Raw genomic sequence first — 12,440 nt, 5'->3', positions numbered from 1 at the left:
CATTATTATAGCGTTTTGCTTTAAAGACTACTCTGTCAGATAAGACGATGTGTGCTCTGAGCATTGTTAATTTTAGCCGGCTGCCCGGCAAGCTGGACTTTAATTTCTTCTAACACAGCGGCATGACAGTTTTTGCTGGCTACGTGAGTGACGGTGTCGCCAGTGCCATTATAATCGGCAAGTTTGATTTTTTTAACTGTCTCCAACAAACTGTCATATTTCTTTATTCGGGTATTAGTGAGATTTTTCTTAGCGGAAATGATTTTTTCTGCAAAAGGCGCATATTTTTTATCAGAAGATGCCCGTTTGGCTGCAGCGGCAGTGCTATGAAAGAGAAAGGCGCGAGCAAAGGTAATAATCTTCATAACAGAGTCTCTGTATTCTATTTTGGTTAAAGGAGCGGTGGTTTCTGGTGTGGGAAAGGCACTGGCAGGCAGAACAGAATAAATATTATTAGGCTCCTGTGAATATATAGCTTTTTCTCAATCATCGGTATGGCACTTTATATCAAATGGCTATTTAAAAAATAAAAAAACGCTAAATAATACCCATACTGTTTCCCGCACATAACCAATAAGGTCAGTGACGGAATGGCCAGCTATGCCCGTGCAGGTTAATGTTAAACCGCGCGTCTGACAGGGTGATATCGTTAACTCTGTTATGTAACCCGTAAAAACAGGTGCCGCGGCACCTGCAAAACAGCGAATTAGTCAAGGAGAGCAGCGAGGCTGGCAGGCACGCCGGGACGACCATGCGTGAGGCAGGTGGCGGTGAAGGTTGCCTCGGCAAAGACCACCTCATTCACTATTATCTGCTGGAAAAAATTAACCCGGCTGCGTTTTTCATTTTTCACAGGTTGACAGGTAACGATCATCTTATCACCGACTTTAAGGCTTTTTTTAAAGCGCAGAGTATATTCCAGCAGCATATGAACGCGTCCCTGTTTAAACTCTTCTTCAAGATCCAGCCCTAACGCTTCTGCCATATAAGCATGACGTGCCCATTCAAAATAGAAAGGATAATACAGCCCATCGACCACGCCCTGAAAATCGACATGATTTGGGTCAACATCATAGTGTTTGCAAAACATACTTTTTCCTTAAAGCCCGCAACATCAGGCTGTTTGATTTGCCCTTTTACCGGGGTCTGTAGTATAAAAAAACGGCACCCCAAATGGATATACTGAAGCGTTATAGTAAATCATTATCGGCCTGTCATTTTCAATGTCAGGGCAGCCAGGAAACGCAGGAGATCGTCGTGATACGGCAATCAATTTCTGCGGCGTTAACGGTGCATAAGTGTTTCCGCCGTCATGAATTTGACCCTGTTTTAACTGCTTCACTGCTTTTATAAAGAAACAGGAGAACTGGCTTCAGCGGCTTAACTCAATAATACGCACGGAGCTGCAACTTTAATTGCTTGCTTCACTGATTAGAAGGGGAGAAGGCTCCAGCTGCTTGATCAGATAATGCTGACGATGATGCAGCGGTATCTGTTCCAGCGTCATTTGCAGGCGGTAACCCTGTTTCTCATAAAATTCCCGCGCCTGAAAACTAAAGGTATCCACACACACACTGCGGCAGCCACGAACGATGGCCTCCTGCTCGGCGGCGTGAAGCACTTTGGCACCGTGCCCACTGCCACGCAACGTTTCTTCCACCCACAGAAAATGAATATGCATCCAGTTTCCCCAGGTGATGCCGAGTAGCCCCGCGATTTTATTGCCTTCTTTATCATCCATAAACACGGACATGTTTTTGATTTCGGTAACATCAACATATTGTGCATTAAACGCCATCATTTTTTTGCGAATATGATTCACATCGTCGGGGTCAGGTGTGGCGGTTATAATCAAGTTCATCGGCACAATTCCTTGCAGGTCATTCTGTAGACAGACCTCAACAGATATGGGGATCTGGCAACACTTCAGAATTTATGTGGTTCAGGCTGCACGAAAGTTCCCGCTATTCGGCTTCCAGCTCAATCACTTCATCAAGTATTTGATCGTCGAGCTCGCGCAGGACCCGATAAACCTGCGCCACCGCCTGCAACGTATGACGGGGGATCATTTGCCCTTCCTGTGAGCGATAAAGCGTTCGTGCCAGCCAGATAAAGCGGATCACTGGAATATTGGCTTTTTGCGCACGGGTAATTAGTTCTTTGGCTTCCTTGTCCTCTCCCTTACAGATAATGCGTGGCAGTGGGGTTAACTCCGGTCGATAATAGAGCGCCACCGCATAGTGCGTTGGGTTAACCAGCAGCAAATCGGCCTCTTCCACGGGTTTGCTCTTCACCGCTTTGACCGGCTCATTGAGTAACTCATGGGCGAGGGCCTTGCGGTGACCTTTCATATGGGGATCGCCCTCGGACTGCTTATGCTCGTCGCGAATATCCTGATGACTCATCCGCTGCTGCTTGATGAAAAAGTATTTCTGCAGCCCGAAATCCAGCATGGTTAACACCAGCAGGGTCAGCAGAGTCTGGCGGGAGACACGGGTCAGTATTACTTCCACCGCCGGCCAGAAGCTGTCCAAATCGCCATAGGAGAGGCGCGCAAGGGACTCAAGATCCGGCGTCATCACCAGATAAAAAATGGTACAGATGGCGGCGGCTTTAAGAATGCTGTTAAGCATATCGGTCAGTTTTTTGACCGAAAACATCTGCTTAAACTGGTTAATAGGGTCCAAACGATTGAAATCAGGCTTCAGCGCCTCGGGCGCGAAAAGGGGACCATACTGTATCCAGCCGCCGATAATACGCAGCAGCGCAGCCAGCGACACCGTCACCCCGCAAAAGGTTGCCACCAGGGTGAGTGCACTGCCGACCACTTCATTCGCAGCCAGCTCAAAGGGCTGGCTAATACGCGCCAGCGGTAGCATCATCAGCGCCTGCAGCTTCTGCATTCCCACATCATCCAGCGTTAGCACCATCTCAACTATGCCGGCACAAATAAACAGTTTAGGCACATCCTGACTTTGCGAAACCTGACCTTTTCGGCGTGCGTCCTGAAGCTTTTGCTCCGTGGGTTTTTCCGTTTTTTCCGCCATTAGTGACCTCCCAGTATCAGTGCCATCAGTTTGCTCAGGTCCGGTAGCAGGTGCAAACGCCCCTCTCCCAGGTCGTTCAACGTCGGAATATAAAGCACAAAAAACAGCAGGCCAACCAGGCATTTTGCCGGTACGGAAAGTACAAACGCCTGCAATTGCGGGCTGTAAAGACTTAGCACGGCGATACTGAAATCGAGCAGCAGCAGCAGTGCCACCAGCGGTCCGGCGTAAATAATAATATGGGTGAAGGTGTCTGTCAGCAGTGCCAGATATTGCTGTAAACCTTCTTCATGGGGTAGCGGCAGCCACTGCATGATCGGCCAGATGCGATAGCTGTCCCAGATAATCTGCGTCACGCCGCCCAGGCCCAGTGTCAGAATCAGCAGCATGATCAGTGTTTGCTGTAGCAACAGGCCGAGCGGTGTCACGTCACTGCCCAGCGCCGGATTCAACTGGCCGCCAATCAGTGCGCCGCGCTGGTTGTCGAACAGTGCGCCGACAGATTGAAACAGCCAGAACGGCATAGCCATTATCAGCCCCAGCAGGGTGCCGATCACCACTTCTTTCAGAATCAGGCCAATCAGTTGTGGCCAGTCCGGCATCTGTACGGCCAACTGGACCTGCAGGCCCAGCGCGGGCATCAGCGCCAGTGCCAGCACCACGCCGGTACGCACCATGCCTTTGAGAATATTGAATGAAAACACCGGGACAAGGATCAGGCAGGGATAAATGCGTGCCACACCCAGCGTCAGCGCGAACAGGTACTGATAAAGGGTGTGAGCGGCATCAGTCGCCATATTATGCTCCGGTTTGTGGGATCATGGTGAAAGCCTGCTGTGCCAGTTCAATTAGTTCAACGCCGATCCAGCGGCCACTGAGCGCCAGCGCAATACCTACTGCCACCAGTTTGATTGCAAACGGCAACGTTTGATCCTGCAACTGCATTACCGCCTGTAACAGCGACACCAGCACCCCGACAATCACCGCCACCAGCAGCGGTGGTGCTGAGAGCAGCACCACCAACAACATGGCCTGTTTAAACAGATTCATTATTTCCATGCGTGCCTCAAAGGTAACTGTAAAATAAGCCGTCGAGCAGGCGAGTCCAGCCATTGATCAGCACAAACAGCAGCATTTTTAGCGGTAGCGACAGGGTCATTGGCGCGACCATTTGCATACCCAGCGCCAGTAGCACGTTAGAAACAATCAGATCGATAACGATAAACGGGATATAAATTAAAAAGCCGATCTTAAAGCCCGCCTGTAATTCCGACAGCACAAATGCCGGGATCACCAGCAGCAGGTTATCTTTGCTGACATTGTCCGACATCTCTTTCGGCCACATGCGCATGCTGTTTTCCTGCAAATGGATCAAAATGTCGGGATCGGTGTTGTGCGTCATAAATTTTTGTAACGGTGCCACTCCGTTGGTCATACTGGTTTTGAGGTTGTCCATGCTGGATAAATCAGCAGGTGCCTGGCTGAACTGGTGCTGCATCTGATTAAATACCGGGGCCATCACAAACAGCGTGGCGGCCAGCGCAATGCCGTAAAGCGCCATATTCGGCGGCACCTGCTGTACGCCGATGGCGTTGCGGGTGATCAACAACACCATGGATATTTTTAAAAAACAGGTGCAGACGATCATCAGCATGGGAATCAGTGAAAGTGCCCCAAGAAACAGGGCAAAGGTCATCGGATCAAATTGTTCTGTATTCATCCTGCCTCCTGCTGCGCGTTCAGCAGCAGTTGGGTGAGTTGTAATCCAAGATGGCCTTCCACATCCACCAGCTCACCACGGGCAATCAGCGTTTCACCGTGATACAAACCCGCTTCACCCGGCGTGACATTTTCCAGCGTCAGCACGCTGCCCGCACGCAACTGTTGCAGCTCGCCCAGCGTCACACGGGTGCGGCCGCAGCGAACTTCCAGCGACAGCGGCAGTGAGGTTAGCTGCGGGGAGGGAGCGTCATTCGCGTAGGTTTCTTCACCGTGTTCTTCCTCAGCGTACTCTTGCGCGTGTTCATCATCATAAAATTCATCAGCAGCATGTGGGTTCAAGGCGGTACTCTCCAGATGATTAAGCAAAAAATGGTGAGGCAACTGTAACTCGCCGTGTAACTGCTGCCCGGCAAGGATCAGGCTACCCTGACCATCCGGGGTAAAATACTTCACCGGAGGAACCACAACATCGCCCGTATTCAGAGCCTGCAGCTGGAGCGTGCTCAGGGTAAGGCGTCCCAGTACCAGTGGCTGAGTATAGACCAGCCCCTTGGGCAACGCGCCCTGGCTGCACTGCCAGCCGGGCTGATTCAGCCAGTGTGACAGGCGCTCATGGCTGAGATACAACGGACACTCTGCGTGGCGCTCGCCGACTCTGACATGCAGCCGCAAACATAACTGCCCCTGTTCCTGTGGCTCACTGGGTTTGAGTGGTCCAAACAGCTGTGCCAGTTCCCCACTGAAATACTGATTGAATAACGCCCACTGCCAGTCGTCTTCTTCGCTCACGTTCTCGGGCAACGCCAGCGGCGACAGTGACAGCATATTGAGCAGCGGCATGCCCTCGTCCAGCGCAAAATAGCCCAGCGCACCCTGCCAGTGGCTCAGTGCCTGCGGGCGCGATTCTCCGCCGGGCAGGAGATACAACGTACCTGCCTCCTCGCCAAGGCTGAACGGGAAGTAATACCCGCGTGCCAGCTGATTTTGCGATCGTGCGGCGGCGCGGCTGAAGCGGGGAAAATGCAGTGGGCTGTGGTTATTCATACTGTGTTTACCTGCTCAATGCGTAAACGTACCGGAGCGGCCAGAGACTGGCTCAACTGGCGGCGGCACTGGATTTCACGACTCTGCCACCAGCGGCATACCTGCGGGGCAAACCGCAGTGAAATTTCCCAACCCACTGGTCGACCGCGTGCCAGCGTCACATCCACCTCCCCCGCTTCTGGTAAAATAAGGGTGAAGGCACAGTCTTCATCGGCATTGTTGGCAATCTTCTCGTGCAGTTCATCGTGCAGCTTCTGCCAGTCAGGAGAGGGCGCTTCGTCCTGAACGGTCAGCGCTTCCGACGTAAATTCGTTGGCGCTGGTGTAAAACAGTGAGCCTGGCGCCGTCAGCGTCTCTTTGTTATCCTGATGGCGCAGGCGGGCTGCCGATATACGTTCACGATAGCGCTCATCCGGCTGTGTCTGGCGCCGGGGTGGTGGCACTCGCTCAGGGTATCCCGATATATTCATCACGCATCCTCCAGGTGTTCAGATAAATATTGCAGCTTTTCCACTGCTTTTTGTTGTTCACGCGCCCACTGCGTGGCCCGTTCCAGTTCAGCCTGTGCTTGTTCACAGGCATGTTCCGCCTGGTAACATTGCTGTTGCTGCTTACCTACCGCCTGCAGCGCGGTCATCTCGTTGTTCAGATGACGGGTGAGTTTTTCCCGCGAGGATTGCTGCTGTAAGCGTTCGCGTTGTTCAAGGTAGTGCTCCTGCTCCTGGACCAGCTGTTCTTCTTCGGCCTGTTTTTGTTCACGGGCCTGCGTCAGCAGCGTGTGCTGCTGGCGCTGCACACGCTGTGCACGATTAAGCCGCTGGCGGCGAATCGGCATCAGCACGTTCAGCGCCTGTTGCAGGCTGAGGCGCTGACTGTCCGGCTCTGCTTCAAATTCATCAATAATCCGGGGCATGGGCGCTGACCTCCGCAAGTTGGCTGAGGATCTGGCCTAAATCGTCAGGTTCGCGCATGGACTGGCGCAGAAAGCGGTTAATAACGTCATTCGCATTGACGGCGGCATCGGTCAGGATGTCATTACCTGGCTGGTACTCACCAAGGCGAATAAGCATTTCCACCTGCTTGTAGGCTGCCATCAGGCTGCGGATCTGTCCTGCCTGTCTCATATGTTCACGCGGAACCACATTGCTCATGGTTCGGCTGAGGCTGGCAAGGATGTCGATGGCGGGATAGTGATTTTGTTCCGCCAGACGGCGGCTGAGAACGATATGGCCATCAATCAGCGAGCGAACCTCATCGGCAACCGGATCATTCATGGAGTCCTGCTCAATAAGCACCGAATAGAGGGCGGTAATTGCGCCCTGGGTGGTTTGTCCTGCACGCTCCACCAGCCGCGGCAGCAGGGTATAAACCGAGGGCGGCAGGCCACCGCGTCCCGGCGGCTCACCCAGCGCAAGGCCAATTTCACGCTGGGCGCGGGCGAAACGGGTTAGTGAATCGACAATCAGCAGGACGCTTTTGCCTTCCGTGCGAAAGGCTTCGGCAATAGCGGTGGCGGTAAAGGCAGCCCGCGCGCGCTCCATACTACTACGGTCGGAGGTGGCGCACAGCAGCACGGTCCGACTGCGTAATTCGTCATCCAGCTCGTGATCGAGAAATTCCCGCAGTTCACGACCACGTTCACCAATCAGCCCAAACACAATCACGTCGCAAGGCGTGTTACGCGCCAGTTCCGCCAGCAGCGTGGTTTTACCGCAGCCTGCCCCGGCAAAGATCCCAACCCGTTGTCCGTTACCGATAGTCAGCAAGCCATCAATGGCCCGCAGGCCGGTTGGCAACGGGCTATTGATGCGTGGGCGTTCGGTGGGCGGGGGAGCGTCACTGAGCACTGGCACGGCACGTACGTCGGTGCCCGGTTCGGCAAAGGCACTGTGGCCGCCCGGCTCCAGTGGTCGGCCAAAGCCATCCAGCACGCTGCCAAGCAGGCGATCGCTGACACAGATACTGTGCGGTAGATAAAGCGGGATGATTGTGGCACCCTGGGAAATACCGTCCAGCGCACCCAGCGCCGACAGCAGAATTTTTTCCGGGCTGAAGCCGACAATCTCTGACAGCACACTGCCGCCGTCACTGCGCAGAATACGGCATAAATCACCGATACGCGCATCCGGCAGACTGCACTCGATCAGAATACCGCTGATACCGGTCACTCTGCCGTAGCGCCTGACCGGCGCATAGCTGCTAAAACGCTGGCGCTGATGCTGCGCCCAGTGCGCCAGATCCTGTTGCAGCGCGCTCATTACCATTTCACCCTGATGCTTTCGCGTCCGGCAAATTCAATACTGTCAGTATTGATCGCCACCAGGCGCAGCTGATCGACTTCATCGCCGATAAAAATACGCTGCCCGCCGTCGGTCACAATATTGGCGTGCGGGCCACTGGTGATCTGCACGATATTAAACGGCAGGTGCGAACTGATGGTGCTGGCTTCATTATGAATGATTTGGCGGACGTCATAATGGTGATAAAGGGTGCGCATCATGCGTTGCAAACGCTGATTGTCTTCATCGCTGAGATTGCCTGTCATGGTGATGTTGTTTTTATCAGACGTCAGCGTCACGCGCTTATCCAGCCCCCGATCCAGCAGCATGCTGGTCAGTATCCGGCGGGTGCGATCCACCCCTGCAAGCGGGGGTTTCCCTGGTGCCGGAGGCGCGGAAGGAGAAGCCTCACTGGCATTGAATAACCAGCTTTCCAGCATCATCACCAGCAGCAGGGCCAACAGCAGGTAAATCGCTTTTACCCATAACGGCAGCGGTTCTTTGACCGACCTGGTGGGCTCGACGGCAGAAGGGACCTCTGCGGTTTCGGCCAGGGTCGGTTCAGCAGCCTCTTCCTGGACTGCTTCCACCGGCTCTTCCGGCCAGGGTGTTGCCGCACTGACGATGCTTAACCAGATATGCCCTAGCGCAAAGGCTGTGCCGGGTTTCAGATCGGTCAGCTCCTCACAGCGCCGCCCTTCATTATCGTTCAATGGTCCTTCCAGTGCCTTCACGGCCCAGCCGTGCAAGGTTTTTAACAGCTGACAATGGCGATCTTTAATTCCCGGATCGTACAGGGCAAGATCCGCATCCTCTGCGGCACCAATCCACCATTGTTCGCCACTCAGGGGCAACGCTGCACCGCGGTGCAGCCCGGTCAGTACTCGTAATTCATGCATGAGTCATCCTCCTGGAGGTCGGGCGGTGATTGTTGTAAATCGAACCGACCCAGCACATTAATGGCAATGTTGCTGGTCAATTCAGCAAAAGAAAGGACCGGTACGGCGTGGAACTCATCTTTCAGCAGACCGCGCAGCGGACTGCGTAAATCCTGGGCAACAAGGATAAGCGCCTGTGTATTGTTATAAGCCGGGAAGGCCTGGCGCATCTGGTGCAGCATGCTGATACCATATTCATGCGCCAGTGAGAAGAATGTTTCGCTCTGCGTCTGACGCAGTGAGTCGCGCAGCAGCTCTTCTGTTTCCGGCGTCAGCAGCCAGACATCCAGCCCGTTAGGTTGCAGATACTGGTGGCAGATATGTTCCTTCAGCGCAATACGCACGAAGTCGGCCAGGGCGGTGCTTTCACGTTCGTGCTGGCCGTGCTCAATCAGGGTTTCAGCGATGGTACGTACCGAACGCAGTGGAATACGTTCAGATGCCAGCCGCTGTAATACGGCAGCAAAGCGGGAGAGCGGCATAATGCGCTGCAGTTCCTGAGCCAGTTCCGGTTGCTCGCTTTCCAGCCAGTTGAGGATGGATTTGCTTTCCTGCAGGCCGATAAACTGTGAACCACTCTGATGGATAGCCTGCTCCATCCGCAGCATGATCAACTGCTCGGCCTTCAGCGAACGCTGATCGTCCTGTTGCAGCAGAGGATGCTGTGGCTGCAGCCAGTACCAGTGAGTTTCATCCCGTTCTGCCAACCCAGGCATCATCGGATGCGTGGGTTCGTCGGCATGTTCAGCAAGCCAGGTTTCCACGTTGTTTTTTCGCACCGCCTTTTCTTCCACGGCGAAAGTGGCGGTCACCAGCGGAATTTCATATACACAGAAGCGGAACTCGTCATCGGCCAGCATCGGTGAAAATTCAATATCGAAGCTAGGCAGGGTAAAACCGAAGTTGTAAACCAGACGATTGCGCAGGCGACGGATATTTTGAATCAGTGCCGATGCCGACTCGCTGCCGGCGTGGTTCAGGCTGAACTGCAACAGATAGGCGCGCGTTGGGTTAAAGCGGCGCAAATCCTGATAACCATTTTCTTCCGGTGGCAGCTGCTGTGCCTGGCGCTGATTGGCTTCCTGCTGGGTCGTTTCCTGCTTTGTTCGCCATAGCTGGAACAGCCCGCTGCCGAGTGCCACCGCACTGATAATCAAAAACACCGCAGTTGGCATGCCCGGCAGCAGGGCAAAGCCCAGCATACCGGCGGCAGACATGATCCAGGCTTTCGGCTGGCTGGTCAGCTGCTCGGCAATTTCGCGACCGATATTGGCATCAACCTGCTGGCCGTCTGCGGACACGCGGGTGATAATCATCCCGGCGGTCAGTGAGATAAGCAGGGCGGGGATCTGTGCAATCAGGCCGTCACCGATGGTCAGGACCGAATAGATATGCATCGCCGCGCTGGTGTCCATACCGTTTTGCAGTACGCCGATAGCGAAGCCGCCGATCATGTTGATAAAGACAATGACCAGTCCGGCAATGGCATCGCCCTTAACAAACTTCATGGCACCGTCCATTGCACCGAAAAGCTGGCTCTCTTTTGCCAGGTTTTCCCTGCGCTGGCGTGCCTGGTGCGCTTCAATCAGGCCGGCGCGCAGGTCACTGTCGATGGACATTTGTTTGCCCGGCATCGCGTCCAGGGTGAAGCGCGCGGCAACCTCCGCCACGCGTTCAGAACCCTTAGTGATAACCAGAAAGTTCACCACGGTCAGGATCAAAAAGATAACCAAACCCACGGCAAGGTTGCCGCCGACCACGAAGTTACCGAAGGCTTCAACGATATGTCCGGCGTCCTGTTGCAGCAGGATTTGTCGGGTGGTGGAAATTGACAGCGCCAGGCGAAACATGGTGGTTAGCAGCAGGACCGACGGAAATGTCGAGAACGCCAGCGGTTTCGGCAGATACATCGCCAGCACGATCAGCAGCGATGAAATACAAATGTTGAGTGCAATCAGCACATCGATCAGGCTGGTGGGAAGCGGAATGATCATCATGAAAACGATCGACATGACAATCGTTGCCCCCACCACTTCTGAGCGCTGCATGGCGCTGATGGCGAGGCGGTTTAGCCAGACAAACAGAGAACTCATTTATAACGCCACCCTGGGTTGTGACAAGGTGGCACGCGGTTCATGAGCAGTGTAGTCGCTGATCACCGTGCGCAGCAGATTTAACGCCATCTGGCGATTTTTACTTTTATCGTCGCGCCACAGGCCCATCGGCAGGTGATAGACCAGTGGCACCAGTCCGCTGAGGAACAGCACCTGGTGCCGGGGATGCTGGCCTGCCACATCGTGTGCGAGATTTTGCAGATCGCGCAGGTAAGCGCCGTTGCCGCTCAGGTTAAGCAGGCGGCGGGTCAGTTCCAGCGGGCTGAAACTGACGTCAGGCAGCTTTCCTGCCAAGCGCTTCAGCAGAATTTTGCTGGCGGTGAGTGTCTGGCTGATATTGCCGGCGTCCTGCAGGCTGGTGAGAATTTTTTGCAGCGCACGACGTGGAATAGAAGAACTGTGTGCGGCAATATCGTCGGCCAGCGCACGCTGTAAGGTGCGTAACCCCTGATTGAAATGCACGCTACCAAAGCTGCTCAACAAGGCTTCCAGCATAGCGTTACCGGACTGCAGGTGAACAATGGTTTGGTAGTACAGCTGACGCATTGCTTGTTTCTGGGTTGGGTCGGTACTGAAACTGGCAATGGCGCTGGCGGTGTTTAATCCGGCGTTGACTTCGGCCCCTTTTTCCTGATGCAGCAGCTGAAGGCTTTTGGTTGCGTTACTGGCCAGCTCGGTATTTTGCGTGCGCTGGGCCTGAAGCAGCGTGTGGCGCAGTAGTACGTCACAGCGCGCAGGGTCATTGCCAGCGGCGTTTAACAGCTCGTCAAGATCGGGGGAGCCGTTCTTTTGCAGCAGCGTTTGCATCTTCTGGTTTTGCGTTTCCAGCTGTGCATGCTGTGGGTGTTCCAGCAGTTTCAGTAACTCATCTAATTTCTCAATACGTTCGATGTGCTGCATGGCACGGTTGCCGCGTTGTGCCGCGATTTTCCGCTGGTTCAGTGCCTTACTTTTGCGTTCAACGTGTTCGGCGAAGGTCATTGACACTTCTTCCATGGAATCTTCCAGCGGAGACGCAGGCATGCGTGAAGACGTGCCTGTGGCCGCCGCGGGCGCAACACTGACTGGGGGCAGTGCATCTTCCACGTCGCCAACCGACAGTGAATGCGTCGGCTGAATGCCGGGTATAACAGGAGTGATTTTCATCCTGGCGACCTCAATTATGAGACTTTTTTCCAATGTGTGGCGTGATTAGCGCAGTGGTTCCCTGCAGATTTTGTTGCCTGAAAAAGTCAGCGAGGCACTTTGCAACTAGTTGCAAATTTGACGCCGTAACCCTGGCAAGAAATTGCCATA

At 54.1% G+C, this 12,440-nt stretch carries 14 protein-coding genes; all 14 read right to left on the bottom strand.

Annotated elements, in window-relative coordinates:
- Positions 1–35 precede the first annotated feature (35 nt).
- The gene (locus tag LU633_RS20770; protein ID WP_016191001.1) at positions 36–365 is read right to left on the bottom strand and encodes a hypothetical protein; all 330 of its coding nucleotides are present in this window, start codon (positions 363–365) and stop codon (positions 36–38) included.
- Between the two features lie 341 nt (positions 366–706).
- Complete coding sequence (locus LU633_RS20765) at positions 707–1,090, bottom strand: acyl-CoA thioesterase (protein ID WP_016191002.1); 384 nt, start codon at positions 1,088–1,090, stop codon at positions 707–709.
- 321 nt (positions 1,091–1,411) lie between these two features.
- Complete coding sequence (locus LU633_RS20760; RefSeq protein WP_016191003.1) at positions 1,412–1,861, bottom strand: GNAT family N-acetyltransferase; 450 nt, start codon at positions 1,859–1,861, stop codon at positions 1,412–1,414.
- Positions 1,862–1,964: 103 nt separating this feature from the next.
- Positions 1,965–3,047, bottom strand: coding sequence for a type III secretion system export apparatus subunit SctU (gene sctU, locus LU633_RS20755; protein WP_016191004.1), 1,083 nt, complete (start codon positions 3,045–3,047; stop codon positions 1,965–1,967).
- Positions 3,047–3,844 (bottom strand): type III secretion system export apparatus subunit SctT, encoded by a 798-nt coding sequence (sctT, locus tag LU633_RS20750; protein WP_016191005.1) that lies wholly within the window; start codon positions 3,842–3,844, stop codon positions 3,047–3,049. The genes sctU and sctT overlap by 1 nt, the downstream gene beginning before the upstream one ends.
- A 1-nt stretch (position 3,845) precedes the next feature.
- Complete coding sequence (gene sctS / locus LU633_RS20745; RefSeq protein ID WP_016191006.1) at positions 3,846–4,106, bottom strand: type III secretion system export apparatus subunit SctS; 261 nt, start codon at positions 4,104–4,106, stop codon at positions 3,846–3,848.
- Between the two features lie 7 nt (positions 4,107–4,113).
- Entirely contained in the window at positions 4,114–4,767 is a 654-nt protein-coding gene (gene sctR / locus LU633_RS20740; protein ID WP_016191007.1) for a type III secretion system export apparatus subunit SctR, read from the bottom strand.
- Complete coding sequence (gene sctQ, locus LU633_RS20735; protein ID WP_016191008.1) at positions 4,764–5,813, bottom strand: type III secretion system cytoplasmic ring protein SctQ; 1,050 nt, start codon at positions 5,811–5,813, stop codon at positions 4,764–4,766. Before sctQ ends, sctR begins: the two co-directional genes overlap by 4 nt.
- Positions 5,810–6,283 (bottom strand): type III secretion system HrpP C-terminal domain-containing protein, encoded by a 474-nt coding sequence (locus tag LU633_RS20730; RefSeq protein ID WP_016191009.1) that lies wholly within the window; start codon positions 6,281–6,283, stop codon positions 5,810–5,812. The genes sctQ and LU633_RS20730 overlap by 4 nt, the downstream gene beginning before the upstream one ends.
- Positions 6,283–6,726, bottom strand: coding sequence for a hypothetical protein (locus LU633_RS20725; protein ID WP_016191010.1), 444 nt, complete (start codon positions 6,724–6,726; stop codon positions 6,283–6,285). The genes LU633_RS20730 and LU633_RS20725 overlap by 1 nt, the downstream gene beginning before the upstream one ends.
- On the bottom strand, positions 6,710–8,077 hold the full coding sequence (sctN, locus tag LU633_RS20720; RefSeq protein WP_040465545.1) for a type III secretion system ATPase SctN: 1,368 nt from the start codon (positions 8,075–8,077) through the stop codon (positions 6,710–6,712). Before sctN ends, LU633_RS20725 begins: the two co-directional genes overlap by 17 nt.
- On the bottom strand, positions 8,071–8,991 hold the full coding sequence (sctD, locus tag LU633_RS20715) for a type III secretion system inner membrane ring subunit SctD (protein WP_016191012.1): 921 nt from the start codon (positions 8,989–8,991) through the stop codon (positions 8,071–8,073). The genes sctN and sctD overlap by 7 nt, the downstream gene beginning before the upstream one ends.
- Positions 8,970–11,123, bottom strand: a complete 2,154-nt coding sequence (sctV, locus tag LU633_RS20710; protein WP_016191013.1) for a type III secretion system export apparatus subunit SctV — start codon at positions 11,121–11,123, stop codon at positions 8,970–8,972. Before sctV ends, sctD begins: the two co-directional genes overlap by 22 nt.
- Positions 11,124–12,290, bottom strand: coding sequence for a type III secretion system gatekeeper subunit SctW (sctW, locus tag LU633_RS20705; RefSeq protein ID WP_016191014.1), 1,167 nt, complete (start codon positions 12,288–12,290; stop codon positions 11,124–11,126).
- Positions 12,291–12,440 lie beyond the last annotated feature (150 nt).

It is taken from the genome of Erwinia tracheiphila (genome assembly GCF_021365465.1).
In the GTDB taxonomy this organism is placed as follows: Bacteria; Pseudomonadota; Gammaproteobacteria; order Enterobacterales; family Enterobacteriaceae; genus Erwinia; species Erwinia tracheiphila.
This window is presented reverse-complemented; position numbering and strand designations above follow the sequence as displayed.